Genomic DNA, 16,922 nt, shown 5'->3' with positions numbered 1-16,922 from the left:
GAAGTGTGGCAACACATGGAGCTGACTGTTACTAATCGGGTGAGGGCTTGACCAAGAATCGCAGGAAGAATGAATCTCAAGGAAATGTCAACATGTATGTAGTTTTGAAGGTACAATGAGAAACCAGCTAACAGTTAGCTGGTTTTTTTGTGTAAAAATGAATATACGGGTATACTTACCATAAGTATCTGATAAAAATAAGGATAGCCACTCTTTGGATGAATAATCTGTAGAGTGGCTTTTATGCTGTATATATAAACATATAATAAAATTGCGGGAGCTGCAAAGTGTGGAGTAATTCGTGGGTATCAAGTTAGGGGAAAAATACCTTTTGATCCGAACATTATGTAATAGGAAGTAATATGAAAAAATCACAATAGAAAAAATATAACCTGAAAAAATCATTGGCAAGAGGAATCCAGCGGTGTGGCGATCAATCTGGAAATCCTGGATGCATCACAGAGTCAGCTGACGCAGAATGAACAGGTGAAAAACATGATCGATAAAGGATGTGATGTGGTGTGTGTCAATCTGGTCGACCGTACAGATGAGGGGATTGAGGCTGTAAAGAATGAGGAAATGCTTGGAACGGTTTATAATGATAAAGAGGAGCAGGCGCGTGAAATACTGAATCTTGCATTTGTAATCGCAACGGATGGAGATAAGAGTGATATTCCGTTGATCGACGGAAAATATGTGCGCACGCCATATCATAAGCTTACGTTGGAAAATATAGAAGAGTCTGAGTAATTTCTCTGATCCGGTATTTATAGTAATTCTGTAAATAAAAAAGGCTGTTGTTAATGACAGCCTTTTTATTGAGCATTTCTGATTAAAGTGTCTGGATATAAGATAATAATTCAGCTTTCTCAGCTGCGCTTAATTTATTTCCTGCTGTAAATGCAGCGATGAAATCTTTGATGGCTCCGTTGTAAGAATCCTTTACAATCTCCTGGGCATAATTTTCATAGAATTTCTTTGAGGTGACAGATGGAATATAGATAGCTCTTTTTCCGCTCTTGTCAATATTCAAAAAGCCCTTCTGTGCCAGACGGGAAAGAAATGTGTTTACTGTCTGTTTCTTCCATGCTTTCTTTTCTTCCTCATTAAAGTGAACCATAATCTCAGAAAAAGTTGCAGGTGTTTCTCTGGTCCATAAATATTGTAAAATATAAAATTCTGTTGCGCTCATTGCATTTCGTACCATTATTATAAGTCCTCCTTATCAGTGTAGTGATGTGTACTCTGGGGGTTATTAAAATTTTTATTGCCAGGTAAATACTTTTGTTTCTGGTAATCGTGGATGTTCAGCAGTCCGTTGAATGGAAAGTCTCCGAACAGTTAACAGTAATTAAAAATAGTAGCGGAAAAGTACACATGGTACTATAAACAAACAGATGTGGAAAAGTTTTATCCGACATCTGTTTGTTATTTTAATATAAAAGTATAAATATTACTAGACGTAGAAATAGACAAAAATGTAAGTGAAAAATAGGTTAATTTATCAATTACGGAGTCTTTATGTTAATAATTGCGAGAGCAGTGCAGGGACAGATTATACAGTAGCCTCTCGGATCATGCAATATTGTTTCAGACCAAAGTGAGGTTTTTCCACTATCCCGTATGTTTTAAATCCGAAGTGTTCATAAATAGGAACGTTATTGGGATTATGGGTTTCCAGAGAAATCAGCATCTTGTGTTTCTGGGCATAATTTATCACCTCATCCATCAGAAGTTCTGCCAGTCCATGATGCTGGTGTCCAGGGTCTACTGCAAGATAGATCACATGGAGACGCTCTGTCTGGTGAAGCTGATCTGTCCAGCTTGAGTTCAGGTAGTCCTTGCCCTGAATGAAATTCCAGAAGGTTTTCAGGCTTGGATCTTCTTTGATCAGCCATCCGTCAGTGGTAAGTGCAGCTCTGGCCTCTGTGAGACAGTAGTGCAGAAAATTGTAAGGTTCGCTTTCGTCAGAAACAACCAGGATACTGTTCAGTTCGCTGCTGTCAGAATAAATTTCGCATGTCTGAAAGAACTCCGTCAGATCGCAGGAAAAGAGCTCCGGCAGAAGTCTTTCTCTGGTGTCATCATCAGGAATCAGGGTATGATACAGCGGATCCTGTGCGAAACAGACCGTTAACAGTTTCTGTAATCGTGGTAAATCTTCTTCCTGTACTCTGTACAAATTATCACTTTCCATGGTATGTAGTAATCTCCTTATTTATTGCCGGGAACATTGCTGTTCCCGGGAGTGGTAATGTTTTTTAAAAAGACAGTAGATTATTATAGATGTTATCCAACATCGCAGACAGCTTATTAACGGAGGTGTTTAAGTAGCGGATATCGTCCTTATAATAAGCCTTCTGTCTGCGCAGGGCAGCTTCCAGACGACGGATCTCACTGTCGAGTTCCGGTGTTTCTTCTTCCATGCGCTGCTTCAGTTTCTGCACGATCCCGTAGAGATTTTCGTGATGCATAATACGTCCGGCACCCCACATCAGACGGTCTTTTGGCTGGTGAAGAATGTATTCGGTGAAGTGATAGTAAACTTCTTCATCGAAGAGAAATGCGTACATATTATTGTCTACTCGATAGAGAGCCTTCAATGCATCTGTAATATTTCCCTCGGATAAAGCCCGGCTGGCTTTTTCCAGCTGTCGAATATTTTTGGAGGCAGCTTCCTGTGGGAAAATTACTTCATCTTGCCAGTTGAGACGTACCAGATAGTCTTGTGCCTTGCGGAAAGTTTTCAGCAGCTCCAGTCCGGCATATTCCCATTTGTGGCGGAAAGCAATGCGGGCGTCGGAGTCTGAAAGTGTGGCATATTCCGCATTAATCTGGCAGATTTTGTCATAAATATTTTCGGCAGAAGCGATAATTGTCTGCAGGTTTCTGAGCAGAACATTCTGCTCAGGATCAGCAAATGAGAGTGCATTTTCGTGGATACTTTCTGCGACCGCGTTCATGGTATTGCTGAAATTCATCGGTGGCAGGACAAGTCTGTCAATGGCCATGATCAGTTTCAGATAGCATTCATGATGAAACTGATAGACAGCTTCCTGGTAAACATCCTGATTATCATATTGGGAATGATAATAATTCTGCATGAAGGGCCCGGCACTGAAATCATTGACTGTGGATGGGATACCTGCGATTGCCATGGAGAAATCATCAGACCATGTCTCGATGGGAGAGAGAACCGTGATCCCGTCAGGATATGCTTCCTTCGGGACAGTCAGGCTGTCTGTAAACTGTCTAATGAAATCTGCATATTCATAGGTACAGCGGATGGCATCCTGTCTATTGTGTGCGTGTGCAGGAAGTTCAAAGTTCAGGTCTGCAATCACTTTACCCTGCCAGTCAGGATGTACGCGGAATACCTGATTGTAGGCTCCTGTAGACCAGTCGTATTTGGAATCAATGATTCCCCATTCCTCGGCAGCCATTGCACAGAAAACGAGAGTGTGGGCAGGCTTATAGCCGCCCTTTACCAGTGAACGGGCAATGCCGAGCATCATGGCGACTGCTGCATTATCGTCCTGGAATCCATCGAAATAGGAATCATAGTGTGCAGACAGCAGGATCATAGAGTCTGTCTCAGTACCCTGTATTTTACCTGTGATATTGCCTGCTGTTGTATCCGGGATCACTCTGGAACGGGCATCCAGTGATACTTTTAATGAGGATCTGCGTAATAAAGCAGCATCCTGTTCCAGAGTGTTATGGGTATCTTCTGAATCAGTGGTGTTGTCTTCGCAGGCGGAAATTTTATTTCGGAGAGAACGCTTCAGGATACGTGCATCTGCCTGAGACAGAGAGAATGCAGGTGCGAAATCAGGACCTGCGATATCCTGTGCATTCAGCGCAGACTCTGCGATTTCTCCGTAGCCGTTTGCCTGAACTGCGATCAGGGCAGCAGCGCCGCGCAGATAAGCCTGATAAACAGGGAAGCTGATCCACCATTCGTCTCGCTGGTTGATCTCAACCATAACCAGCTTTCCTTTTACGTTTATGCCTTCATAATCTGCAGCAGTTCCTTTTCCCAGATAAACGAGTTCGTAATCTTCAAATCCGTCTGTCTCGAAATTTGTCTGATATCCGCCCATCTGAAAGGTGTGTTCCTGCCCGTCATCATCTGTAAATTTCAGGACTGCCTTCTCGAATTCCCATCCGTCCAGTGAGAATGTATCTCTGGTTACATCGGTAAGTCCGATAGCTTTCATTTCCCTGTATAACATATCTCCTGTAGCTGTTTCAGCAGCGGAACCTGCAGTACGATAGCCCAGAACAGGGTTTGTTTTCTCTTTTTCCATGCGTCTGGCAAGCTGGTAGGACCAGTCTGTGTCAATGCAGGAAATACAGGAATCTTCAATGTTCAATGTAATCGCCTCTTTCCTGACAGTTTGTATAATATGATCAGATATGATCAGTGCCGGAAATATCAGGGTACTGATCTGTCTGTGGTTTATGATTTTATACTGGAAATATTTTAGCATAGAACAGCAGCAGGAACAAGACAACAGTTGTTGAGAAAAAAGCTATTTTCTGTAAAGATACTGATATTGAAAAGAAAAAATAATTTTGTTATACTTCACTTTATTGAGGTGAATAAATATGGAAGTATTGTTGGCAGGAAATACAGGATATGTAACAGAAACTTTTATAGAAGAATCATTTCCTGAATGTGATGTAGTTGTACTGGGAAATGAGATGCTGAAATCAAATCGAAAAAAGAATATATTATCTCGTCCGTTCATAAAAGATGAGAAAGAACTGAAAGAGATTTTCGAAACATATGAGTTTGAAAGAATTGTTTATTTTTCCAATTATCTGACCATGCATGGAAGGATGACCGGAGAACTGGAACAACTGAGACAGATACTTCAGTTATGCAAAAAGAATAAGGAAATAAGAATGTTGTATCTGACCGGGCAGGAGAGCATTTATAATATTACAAGTGGAAAAACACTTCTGGTATCCGCAGCAGAAAATGTAGTTATGGAATATGGAAATATGTATCAGATAAACACCAAGATTCTGAGAATTCCTCATTTATATTCAGCGGTATACACACAGGACTTTTTTTATAAGCTGTTTACAGAGGCAGAAGAAAGCGGAAAAATTGTTTTTGAGGAATCACCGGAACAAAATATTTATTTTGTATGTATGGATGATCTGGCAGAACTGCTTTATAAAGTATATGACAATTGGGGAAAAGAACGCTGTCTGAATGTTCCGGATTGTTTCAGGCAGAGTTTCAGTGATCTGGAAAAAGAAATCAGAAAGACAATTCCCGGTAAACTGGATATAAGATATCAGAACAGCGGTCAGATTTATAAGGTACAGCCGGATGATCAGATTATAAGACATGAATATGGGTGGTTTCCAAAGATATCTGTTTTTGAAGATATTCCCGGGATGTATCAGGAGTATAAAAAATTATCAGATTCAGATTTCGGACATTTTGCAAATATCAGGAATTGGATATCAAAAAATACTTTGCTGATCCACATTCTGGAATTAATCTCAGGATTTATTTTATTTGAATTTCTAAACAAATATACAGGAACTTATGCTCAGTTTAAAATGATTGACCTGAGACTTGTATTTATTGTATTTATGGGAAGTCTTTATGGAATTAATTATGGAATATCAGCAGCTGCGTTGGAAACTTGTTCTTTGATTGCAGCGTACAGGCAGGAGAATGTAAACATATATACTTTGTTTTATGAGGCTTCTAACTGGATTCCATTTATTTTTTATTTTGCCGCAGGTGCTGTCTGTGGTTATATAAGGCTGAAGAATAAAGAGGATATAGAATTTGTAACAAAAGAAAACAGACTGATCAAGGAAAAATTTTTCTTTATGCAGGAAATGTATCAGGAGACCCTTCAGGATAAAAGACAATATAAGAAGCAGATTCTCGGAAGCAGGGACAGCTTTGGAAAAATTTTTGATATAACAAGAAAGCTGGATGTGATACAGCCTCAGAAACTGTTTATGGAAACCATAAGGGTAATGGAAGATGTTCTGGAAAATCATACAATTGTACTTTATTCACTGGATTCATGGAAACGTTTTGGAAGGATGGAAGTGTCATCACCTGAAATTCGCAGAAAAATGCCGAATTCTATAAGGATTGAAGAGTATCAGAATGCGGTAGAAACGCTGGAAAAGGGTGAGGTCTGGAGAAACAGGGAACTGCTTGCCGGATATCCGGCATATATCGCAGGGATAAAGAGAAATGGAGAACTTGTAATGCTGGTATTTATTCAGGATGCAGCCAGTAGTCAGATGACATTGTATTATCTGAATCTTATCAAAATTTTATGCGGTCTGGTAGAAGTTTCTCTGCTGCGTGCACTGGAATATCAGGAAGCAGTCAGAGACAGGGAATATCTGGAAGGAACTCATATATTAAAAACAGAGTATTTTATGGAAAGGCTGAAGTTATTTCATTCCATAAAAGAACAGAAAATAGGATCATATGCTCTGCTGCAGATTGAAAATCCGGAAATGACACTGGAGGAAACAGAAAGGATATTAAAAAATAAAATCAGAGAGAATGACATACTGGGAATATCGGAGGATGGACAACTTTATCTGATACTGTCACAGGTGGATGATGCCATGTTACCGATAGTAATTGAAAGGCTCGAAAAGAACGGACTTCATTGCAGAGTGATTGACACCCGTAACGAAAGCAGGGTAGCTGAAGAATGATACAGAATATAACAGGGGTTGTTTTTATTATATTCCATATTATCTGTTGTGTTTTAGTATGGACAGGAATAAACTCCCATTTACTGAAGGTGAAGAGGTATCTCATATTACCTGTGATCTTTGTACCGGTATGGGGTATGATCTGTGTATTGCTTCTGCATTTCCAGATATTTTTTCACCAGGATAAAAAGCGTGAAATCGGAATAGAAAAAATGAAGATCAATGAAGAAATTTACAGGAGCATTATAGCACCGAAAGAAGAAAGTGACAGAAATATTGTGCCACTGGAGGAAGTGCTTCTTATTGATGAGGCCGCTATGAGGCGTGATCTGATTATGAATGTATTGAATGATGATCCGGAGAATTACATCGATATGCTTAAACAGGCAAGGATGAATGACGATGTAGAGGTTGTGCATTATGCGATCACAGGAATGGTAGAGCTGTCTAAGGAATATGAAAGCAGACTGCAGAAGATAGAATACAGATATGCAAAAGAACCGGAAAATCAACAGCTTATTTCAGAGTACTGTGATTTTCTTCAGGAGTATTTATCTCAGGGACTTCTAGAAGGACAGATGGAACTGGTGCAAAGAAATCAATATATAAAACTTCTGAAGAAAAAACTGAAATTTAAAGAGGATCTTCATACATATGTATGTCTGGCTGAGAATCAAATGCAGACGAAGGAGTATGAACAGGTGCTTAAAAGTCTGGAAAGAATGGATAAGAAGTGGCACAGAAATGAAGAATACTGGATACTCAGGATCAGATATTACGTAGAACTGAAACAGGGAAAAGAATTAAAGGAAACATTAGAGCAGATTCAGCAGGAACATATTTACCTGTCGGCGAAAGGAAAGGAGGCATTGGCTTTTTGGCAGGAATGATAAAATATTTACAGTCTTTTCGATTTAAGGGTCTGACTGTTATTCTGGGAGTTTTTCTGGCAATCAGTGTGGTGCTTTGGACAGAGCGTTCAGGAATTCAGTATCAGGCAGAGATCAAGAAGAAGGCATATCTGGACAGGGATACGGTTGTAACTGAAACACAGGCAGTCAAAAATATTGAGAGCAGTTGTCTGGTGCTGATGGACAGCAGTCAGGCAGACAGTGTGGTGGCATGGGAACAGTTTGAAAGAATTTTCATGGATATGAAAACAGGAGTAGATCTGGCAGATATCAGACAGAGTGAGATTCCTGATTTCTCAGGCTATGAAACAATAGTGGTGCTGATGTCGGATCTGAACCCATTGAAGGATGTAGTTATAAAGATTGGAAACTGGGTAGAAAAAGGAGGACGTGTTCTTTTTGCGTTAACACTTCAGAAGGATACATATGTTTCGCTCATTGAGCAGAAATTGGGAATTACAGACTCTGATTATGGAAATGTTCTGGTAGATAAAATCTATATTGATGATGATTTCATGATTGGAGGGGGAAGATCTTTCCAGATTCCGGATGCATATGATTCAGCATGGGAAGTAAGTGTTGGAGAAACGGCGAAGGTTTATGCATGGACAGATGATGAAAAGAAGGTTCCGCTTATCTGGGAAAACAGTTATGGAAAAGGTAAATTTGTAGTTGATAATTTTGGATTATGTGAAAAAGCCACAAGAGGATTTTTTGCGGCATCCTATAGCCTGCTGACAGATGTGATGGTTTACCCGGTGCTTAATGGATCTGTATTCTATCTGGATGATTTTCCATCTCCTGTACCGAGTGGAGATGGAACATATATCAAACGTGATTATGGTCTCAGCATCAAAGAGTTTTATACAAATATCTGGTGGCCGGATATGCTGGATATGGCAGAGGAACACGGTGTGAAATATACAGGTGTTATTATTGATAATTATGAGGATGATGTGTCCGGAGATGTTGTGGAACAGGAAGATGTGCAGAGATTTCAGTATTTTGGGAATATGCTGCTTCATCAGGGAGGAGAACTGGGATATCATGGATATAATCATCAGCCATTGAGCCTGTCAAATGTGGATTATGCAAATATCCTTCCATATAAAACATGGGAAAGCTATGATGCAATGAAAAAAGCCATGACAGAGCTGATACGGTTTGGAAAAGAGATGTTTCCGGGGACAGAATTGTCTGTTTATGTACCGCCGTCTAATGTGCTGTCAGATGAAGGGCGGGAAATGATCGTAAAAGAATTTCCGGAGATACGTACAATTGCAAGTAATTATTTTGTCGGAGATATGGCATATACACAGGAGTTTGAAGCCGCAGAAGATGGAATTGTGGAACAGCCCCGTATTATTTCCGGTGCAGTGATTGACGATTATATGGAACTTGCGGCTGTATCTGAACTGAATATGCATTTTGTCAATACACATTTTATACATCCGGATGATCTGCTGGACGAAGACAGAGGTGCCAGACTGGGATGGAAGAAACTGAAAAAACGGCTGGATGAATATATGGACTGGCTGTATACTTCAACTCCATGTCTGAGAAATCTTACTGCTTCCGAACTATCAGGCGCAATACAGCGGTATGGGGCACTGGTGATCGATAAGGATGTATCAGATCAGGAACTTAATCTTAAATTAGATAATTTTTATGATGAAGCTTATATTATGATAAGAATGAATGAAGGGACTCCGGGTAATATAGAAGGTGGAGAACTGACGCATATTACCGGAAATCTCTATCTGCTTCGGGCAAAAGAGAAATCAGTGAAAATAGAAATAAGGTGAGAGAATTGAGAATCTGTCTGGTTTTAGAAGGCTGTTATCCGTATGTACATGGTGGAGTTTCTACATGGATGCATCAGTATATCACTGTTATGAAAGAGCATGAGTTTGTGCTGTGGGTAATAGGAGCACATGCATGTGACCGTGGAAAATTTGTCTATGAACTGCCGGATAATGTGGTGGAAGTCCATGAAGTATTTCTGGATGATGCATTAAAACTGAAGGAACATGGAAATCAAAATGGACAGCTGCACAGAATCAATCATTTTTCGGAAGAAGAAACAAAGAGTTTAAGAGAATTGATGGAATGCAGTCATCCTGACTGGGAAGTATTGTTTCATTTATATCACGACCGGAAAATGAATCCGATGTCATTTCTGAAAAGTGAGCAGTTTTTAAATATATTAACAGAGAGCTGTCTGGAAAAATATCCGTATATTGCATTTGCGGACGCGTTTCATACAATGCGTTCCATGCTGCTTCCGGTTTTATATCTTTTGGGTTCTGAGGTTCCTCAGGCAGACACCTATCATGCGATTTCAACAGGATACGGGGGACTTCTTGCCTGCCTTGGAGGATATGTTTACAGAAGACCGGTATTACTTACAGAGCATGGGATATACACAAGAGAAAGGGAGGAAGAGATCATCAGGGCAAAATGGGTAATCCCATCATTTAAAAAACAGTGGATTTCTTTCTTTTATATGTTATCAGAAGCAATTTATAAAAGGGCTTTTCGGGTAACCAGTTTATTTACGAATGCGATGCTTACGCAAATACAGATTGGCTGTGATGCAGAGAAATGCAGAGTAATTGAAAATGGTATTGATTATGACAGGTTGTCACAGATCCCTCTGAAAGAGGAAGATGGATGGATAGACATAGGTGCGGTAGTCCGTCTCGCACCCATTAAAGATATAAAGACTATGATATATGCATTTTATGAACTTTCATCCAGAATGGAGAATGTGAGACTTCATATTCTGGGAGGGGTAGATGACGAGGAATATGCAGATGAGTGTTATGCACTGGTGAAACAGCTGGATATCAAAAATCTTGTTTTTACAGGAAGGGTAGATATTGTACAGTATATGAGAAAACTGGATTTTACGATCCTTACCAGTATATCAGAAGGCCAGCCATTATCCGTGCTGGAGTCATTTGCGGCCAGACGCCCATGTGTAACGACTGATGTAGGATGTTGCCGGGAACTTCTGAATGGAAAAGAAGGAGATAATTTTGGATGTGCCGGTTATTGCGTTCCGCCTATGTACAGGGATGGACTTGCTTTCGCTATGGAAAAAATGTGTGAATCCAGGAGAAGACGGATCAGAATGGGAAAAAGCGGACAGGCAAGAACTAAGGCATATTACAGGCATGAGCGCATGATCAGTGAATACAGAAAACTTTACAGGGAGGTGGAGGAAGCATATGGCAGGGATTGGATTTGAACTCAAAAAACTGTTCAGCAGAAGAGGGCTGTTTGCTTCTTTCCGCGCCTATGGATATGCAGGGATTATCTGTACCGGTCCCATGTTGCTTGGTATCGTACTTCTGCTGGGGGTTATGTTTTTGTGTGACAGGACAGGCGCTCCGAAACAGAGCAGAGAATTACTGGTCTGCATGATCACATATACACTTCTTGCATCATTGACGGTAACCAGTTTCTTGTCAATGGTAGTAACAAGATTTATTGCAGATATGCTTTATGAAGAAAAAAATGAGGCAGTTCTGTCATCTTTCTGGGGTTCGACAGGCTTAATGCTCATTGCAGGAGGAATTTTATATGGGATTTTTCTGATATTTTCCGGAGTTGGGCTTATAGATAAGTTTTTATGTTTTGAGTTGTTTGGAGAACTGATCGTTACATGGAATGCGATGAGTTATCTTACTGCAATTAAAGATTACAGAGGAATTATGTTATCCTTTCTTGCTGCGATCGCTGTTACTTTTCTTTCGGGAGCTTTATTGTTGTTTCTGGGAATTTCCCATGTGGAAGCATTGATGGCTGCGGTATGCATTGGATATGGGATCATGCTTTTATGGGATGTTGTTTTACTGTATGAGTATTTTCCACAAAGTGATATCAGTGCATTCTTATTTTTAAGGTGGGCAGATGAGTTTCTGCCGCTGGCATTTACAGGACTCTGCATTAATATCGGGCTGTTTGCCCACCTTGTGATCATGTGGGCCGGACCGCTGGGGAAACAGGTAAAAGGGCTTTTTTATGGGGCACCGTCACATGACGTACCGGCATTGATCGCATTTCTGACAATTCTGATCACCACTGTAAATTTTGTGGTTTCTGTAGAAGTTAATTTTTATCCGAAATACAGGAATTATTACAGTTTATTCAATGATGGGGGAACCATTAAGGATATTATGCAGGCCGGTACAGAAATGCTGGATGTACTGAACAGAGAATTGAAATATACCGCTTTGAAGCAGTTACTGACTACTGCGCTGGCGATTTCAATGGGTGAGAGTCTTTTGAAGTACCTTCCTTTGGGATTTAATGATCTGATGTATGGATATTTCCGGACACTTTGTGTTGGTTACGGCATTTATGCAGTTGCAAATACGATGCTTCTGCTTCTTTTATATTTTACAGATTACAGGGGAGCATTGGCTGCTTCTGTAATTTTTGCCGTGGGAACTTCTGTGTTTACTGTGATTTCACTGTTTTGTCCGCAGGTATATTATGGCTTTGGGTTTCTTGCAGGATGTGTACTGTTTTATTTTATAGTTATGATCCGTCTGGAACGTTATACCAGACGTCTGCCATATTATATTCTCAGCATACAGCCGGTGGTAGCAGAAGACAAATCGGGGGTATTTACCAGAATCGGATATTTTATGGATGAGAAACTGGAAAGGAGAACGAGCGTTGACAGGAATTAAAAAAATAAATCTGATAAGTGCAGTATTAGTCAGTCTTTCTCTCTGTGGAGGCTGCACTCTGGAAAAAGCGGGAAACTCTTCACAGGATCAGACAGTACAGGAAGATAACAAAACAGAACAGGTAAAGGCGGAAAAAGCGGAGAAAGAAGAAATCAATGAGATTCATTTAAGAGATAAGGATTCTTTGTATGAAAATGATGATGATACCAGTGTTGTTACCATGTATCTTACTGTATCTAAGGGAAATTCATCGGAAAATACATATCATACATGGAAGGAAATCAACAGCTATTCTGTTTATGATTACGAAGATATGGGAGTGGAGAGATATCAGGTGGCAGGACTTTTGCAGGTGGGAGATGAGAATGGACCGACAGAAGGGGAAGTCGGATATGGAGAACGCGTGCCTAATGCAACTGTTCAGATCAGGGGCCAGACATCCAGCCAGAATGCACAAAAAAATTATAAAATTGAGTTAAAAAAGAATAAAGGAACGTGGAGAGGCCAGAGAACCATTAACCTGAATAAACATATGACAGAAGGAATGCGCTTTCGAAATAAGCTGGCATATGATCTGATCAGGGGAATTCCTCAGATGGTTGGTTTACGTACACAGTTTGTGCATTTGTATGTAAAGGATAATACAGAAGAATCAGGTGGAAAATTTGAGGATTATGGAATTTATACACAGGTTGAACAACTGAATAAGACGGCATTAAAGAGTCATGGACTGGATTCAAACGGACAATTGTATAAGATTAATTCTTTTGAATTTTATCGCTACGAGGATATTATAAAAAAAGAAGATGATGCAGGATATGATAAGACAGCCTTTGAAAAAATGCTGGAAATAAAAGGGGATTCAGATCATACCAAATTGATCGATATGCTGACAGATCTGAATGATTATTCTATAGGGATTGAAGATGTACTGAAAGAACATTTTGATGAAGAAAATATTGTTTACTGGATGGCATTTCAGATTCTGATGGGAAACGTAGACACACAGAACAGAAATGTTTATTTATACAGTCCTCTGAATTCAGATATCTGGTACTTTATTGCCTGGGATAACGATGGCTGTCTGATGAGACCGGAATATGAATTAAGGAATTTTTCGGATCAGAACAGCTGGGAAAAGGGAATCAGCAATTACTGGGGAAATATTCTGTTTCAAAGGTGTCTGAAGTCACGGTCTTTCCGGGAAAAATTAAATGATGCCATTCTGGATCTGAGGGAATATCTGAACAAAGATATGCTCACATCAAAGATAGAGAGCTATAAGAATGTACTGAAGCCCTATTTATATTTGATGCCTGATGCAGAGTATGAACCGCTTACATCTGAACAATACGATCAGATTGCAGCATCACTTCCTGATGAGATAGAGAAGAACTATCAGTTATATCTGGAAAGTCTGGAAACACCAATGCCATTTTATATAGGTGTTCCGACAATAGACGGTGATAAGCTGAAATTTAACTGGGATGTATCTTATGATCTGGACGCAGAGGACATTACGTATTCTGTAGAGGTTGCAAGAGATTATCTATTCCGGGATGTGATCTATCAGAACACAACACTGATTGTTCCGGAAGCCGAGATGGACCTTCCGGAAGCAGGACAGTACTTTGTGAGAGTAAGAGCAACAAATACATCTGGAAAAACGCAGGATGCATTTGATTATTATGTAACAGATGAAGGAAAATATTATGGTATGAGGTGCTTTTACATAACAGAAGATAGTACGGTAGAGGAAGACGATTATGAAGAAGGCTGACAGGAAGAAAGAACGTTTTCGTAACGAGTGGAAATATCTTATCAGTACCAGTGAGAAAGAAGTCCTGAATCTTCGGATGAAGCCACTTATGAAACTGGATCCTCATGCAGAAAATGGAGGATATCTGATACGGAGCCTGTATTTTGATGATTACTGGAACAGTGCATATGAAGAAAAGGAAAGCGGCGTTCTTATGAGGAAGAAATACAGGATACGAATTTATAATTATAGTGCTGAAAGTATCAAGCTGGAAAGAAAAAAGAAGTTCGGCAGTTATATTTATAAAGAAGATGCCCCTCTGACAAAAGATGAGGTGCAAAAAATTCTTTCCGGCGAGTATGAATTTCTTCTGAAAAGCCCGTATAATCTTTGCAGGGAATTTTACATAGAATGTATGAGTAATATGATGCGGCCGAGAACAATCGTAGATTACGAGAGAGAACCATGGATCATGGATGAGGGAACAGTCAGGATTACATTTGATACAGATGTCAGAGCGGCTGTTGGAAGCTATGACATTTTCGACAGTACGCTTCCGGCTTTATCTGTACTGGAACCGGGAAAACTGATCATGGAAGTGAAATTTACAGAGATGCTGCCTCAGATTCTGAGAAATCTTCTGCCGCCGCAGGCAGCAGAATTTACAGCAGTTTCCAAATATGTACTGTGTTATGAAAAAACGCGGTACATGAATGGATTTGAGTATTGGTATGATACACAGGGGAGGATGATAAGATGAGTGTACAGGATATGATAAAAAAATCTGTACTGGAATCAGGAATGTTCAGTCAGTATGATATACCTAAGATATTGGCTGCTCTGGCAGTGGCTTTGATTTTGGGAAGTGTGATTTATCTGGTTTATCAGAAATTTTATGTTGGAGTTATTTTCTCCAGAAGTTTTGCAGTTACACTTGTGGGAATGACAGTGCTTACCTGTATGGTAACACTTGCGATCAGCAGCAATATTGTGATTTCTCTTGGTATGGTTGGTGCATTGTCTATTGTACGTTTTCGTACAGCAATTAAAGATCCGATGGATCTTCTGTATCTGTTCTGGGCAATCACATCGGGGATTACAGCCGGTGCAGGTATGTATGCATTAACTCTGTTGACAGCTGTGATTATCATTCTGATGATCACCCTGTTTTATCACAAACAACAAAATGGAAGAATTTATATTGCAGTGATTCATTATCAGGGAACTCAGGCGGGAGATGAAATTATCCGTTGTTTTGGAAAAAGAAAATATTTCGTAAAATCAAAAACTATGCGCAATGAAAAAACAGAAATGGCAGTGGAAATATATTGCAGACAGAATGATATGGAGTTTATGGAAAAAATCCGGGATATCGGTGGAGTGGAAGATGTTACATTGATTCAGTATAATGGAGAATATCATGGCTAAAAGTCAGAAACGATATCTGGTTCTGTTGGGTTTTGGACTTTTAGTTATTATAGCAGCAGGAGTATGGATGGTATTTGGAAGAAAAACTCAGATATATGAAAAAACAGAAGAAATTTTTGGAAATCCATTAATGGGATATGCACCTTGTGCCTGGGAAGAAACAATAGGAGAGGATATATCTTTACTGTATATGGATATTACCTGGGCTGAACTGGAACCGGCGGAAGGAAAATATGACTGGGAGAAAATCGAAAGAGAAAATCAGACTGACAGATGGAGAGAAGAAGGGAAACACCTGGTACTGAGGTTTGTGTGTGATATTCCCGGGGAGGAAAAGCATATGGACATTCCACAATGGCTATATGACAAAACTGATCATGCGGGAACCTGGTATGATATGGAGTATGGAAAGGGATATGCTCCTGATTATAATAATGAACAGATGATACAATATCACAAAAGGGCAGTTAATGCACTTGGAGAGCATTTTGGCAGAGATGGACTGGTCAGTTATATCGAACTTGGAAGTCTGGGGCACTGGGGAGAATGGCATGTAAATATTTCCGCAGGAATACAGAGTCTGCCGGAAGAATCTGTAAGAGAACGTTATATGATTCCATGGACAGAGGCCTTCCCTGATTCCATGATACTGATGAGAAGACCTTTTAGTGAGGGAGAACATTATGGAACAGGTCTCTACAACGATATGACCGGACAGCCAGAGAGCACAGAGGAATGGTTTCGCTGGATTAATGAAGGCGGTGAGTTTGACCAGACTCATGAGAAAAAAGGGTTATCCGCAATGAAAGATTTCTGGAAAAAGTTTCCTTCCGGAGGTGAGTTTACAAGTTCAATTACAATGAAAGATTTGCTTGACACAAATCTGGATCAGACAATAAATCTGATAAAGAAAGCACATACTACTTTTCTTGGACCGAAAATAGCGGATAAAACTTATGAAAATGGTTATAGGAAAGTTTTAGGAAGCATGGGATATCGTTTGTGGATTTCGCAAGCAAGCCTTATTCAGATGCCGGGTTATGTCAGCCTGAATCTTAAATGGAAGAATGATGGAGTTGCACCATTTTATGAAGACTGGCCTGTATGGGTTCTGGTAGAAGATGAGGATGGAAATAGTCTTGAAAAAGAAGCGGTTGACATTTCGTTAAAATCACTTCTGCCGGAAGAAACTTTACAGACAAAAACAAGAATGCAGGTAAAAAAGCTGATCTCACTGGCCGGAAAGAAATATAAGATCAGTATAGGTATTGAAGATCCGATGACTGGGAAATTAGCTGTTCGATTTTCAATGAAAGGAACTTATAATGAAGGGAAAAATTATCTTTTTCAGTAAACTGAAAGAGTTACGTTTTGATATTTAGAAACTAAAATTACCTTATT

Annotated in this window: 13 protein-coding genes; 10 read left to right on the top strand and 3 right to left on the bottom strand. The window is 39.8% G+C overall.

Going from position 1 to position 16,922, the window contains the following annotated elements; genetic code table 11:
* Nucleotides 1-426 precede the first annotated feature (426 nt).
* Nucleotides 427-750 (top strand): hypothetical protein, encoded by a 324-nt coding sequence (locus LJE12_RS03395; RefSeq protein WP_118670253.1) that lies wholly within the window; start codon nt 427-429, stop codon nt 748-750.
* A gap of 82 nt (nt 751-832) precedes the next feature.
* Here LJE12_RS03395 and LJE12_RS03390 read toward each other — a convergent pair whose 3' ends face one another.
* The 3 genes from LJE12_RS03390 to LJE12_RS03380 all read right to left on the bottom strand — a co-directional run bounded on the left by LJE12_RS03390 (nt 833) and on the right by LJE12_RS03380 (nt 4,310).
* The gene (locus LJE12_RS03390) at nt 833-1,207 is read right to left on the bottom strand and encodes a BlaI/MecI/CopY family transcriptional regulator (RefSeq protein ID WP_008707184.1); all 375 of its coding nucleotides are present in this window, start codon (nt 1,205-1,207) and stop codon (nt 833-835) included.
* Between the two features lie 348 nt (nt 1,208-1,555).
* Complete coding sequence (locus tag LJE12_RS03385) at nt 1,556-2,197, bottom strand: GNAT family N-acetyltransferase (protein ID WP_008707183.1); 642 nt, start codon at nt 2,195-2,197, stop codon at nt 1,556-1,558.
* A 64-nt stretch (nt 2,198-2,261) separates the two neighbouring features.
* Complete coding sequence (locus tag LJE12_RS03380) at nt 2,262-4,310, bottom strand: M28 family peptidase (RefSeq protein ID WP_227226693.1); 2,049 nt, start codon at nt 4,308-4,310, stop codon at nt 2,262-2,264.
* A 301-nt stretch (nt 4,311-4,611) separates the two neighbouring features.
* On the opposite strand from LJE12_RS03380, the gene LJE12_RS03375 reads away from it, so the two are divergent.
* From LJE12_RS03375 to LJE12_RS03335, 9 genes are all read left to right on the top strand, one after another.
* On the top strand, nt 4,612-6,720 hold the full coding sequence (locus LJE12_RS03375) for an NAD-dependent epimerase/dehydratase family protein (RefSeq protein WP_008707181.1): 2,109 nt from the start codon (nt 4,612-4,614) through the stop codon (nt 6,718-6,720).
* A gap of 212 nt (nt 6,721-6,932) precedes the next feature.
* Entirely contained in the window at nt 6,933-7,610 is a 678-nt protein-coding gene (locus LJE12_RS03370; protein ID WP_227194726.1) for a hypothetical protein, read from the top strand.
* Nucleotides 7,607-9,436: a DUF2194 domain-containing protein gene (locus LJE12_RS03365; RefSeq protein ID WP_227226692.1), complete on the top strand. Its 1,830-nt coding sequence runs from the start codon at nt 7,607-7,609 to the stop codon at nt 9,434-9,436. The genes LJE12_RS03370 and LJE12_RS03365 overlap by 4 nt, the downstream gene beginning before the upstream one ends.
* Before the next feature lie 5 nt (nt 9,437-9,441).
* Nucleotides 9,442-10,884, top strand: a complete 1,443-nt coding sequence (gene pelF, locus LJE12_RS03360) for a GT4 family glycosyltransferase PelF (protein ID WP_118409224.1) — start codon at nt 9,442-9,444, stop codon at nt 10,882-10,884.
* Complete coding sequence (gene pelG / locus LJE12_RS03355; RefSeq protein ID WP_118569889.1) at nt 10,865-12,334, top strand: exopolysaccharide Pel transporter PelG; 1,470 nt, start codon at nt 10,865-10,867, stop codon at nt 12,332-12,334. Before pelF ends, pelG begins: the two co-directional genes overlap by 20 nt.
* Entirely contained in the window at nt 12,321-14,114 is a 1,794-nt protein-coding gene (locus tag LJE12_RS03350) for a CotH kinase family protein (RefSeq protein ID WP_227226690.1), read from the top strand. The genes pelG and LJE12_RS03350 overlap by 14 nt, the downstream gene beginning before the upstream one ends.
* Nucleotides 14,101-14,853, top strand: coding sequence for a polyphosphate polymerase domain-containing protein (locus tag LJE12_RS03345; protein ID WP_022380433.1), 753 nt, complete (start codon nt 14,101-14,103; stop codon nt 14,851-14,853). Before LJE12_RS03350 ends, LJE12_RS03345 begins: the two co-directional genes overlap by 14 nt.
* On the top strand, nt 14,850-15,521 hold the full coding sequence (locus LJE12_RS03340; RefSeq protein WP_008707171.1) for a DUF4956 domain-containing protein: 672 nt from the start codon (nt 14,850-14,852) through the stop codon (nt 15,519-15,521). The genes LJE12_RS03345 and LJE12_RS03340 overlap by 4 nt, the downstream gene beginning before the upstream one ends.
* Complete coding sequence (locus tag LJE12_RS03335) at nt 15,514-16,875, top strand: DUF4832 domain-containing protein (RefSeq protein WP_227226689.1); 1,362 nt, start codon at nt 15,514-15,516, stop codon at nt 16,873-16,875. Before LJE12_RS03340 ends, LJE12_RS03335 begins: the two co-directional genes overlap by 8 nt.
* Nucleotides 16,876-16,922 lie beyond the last annotated feature (47 nt).

This window comes from Blautia sp. DFI.6.71, from assembly GCF_020593585.1.
Lineage (GTDB): Bacteria > Bacillota > Clostridia > Lachnospirales > Lachnospiraceae > Blautia_A > Blautia_A wexlerae.
The sequence above is the reverse complement of the archived record's forward strand: the minus strand, read 5'-3'. Positions and strand labels throughout refer to the sequence as shown.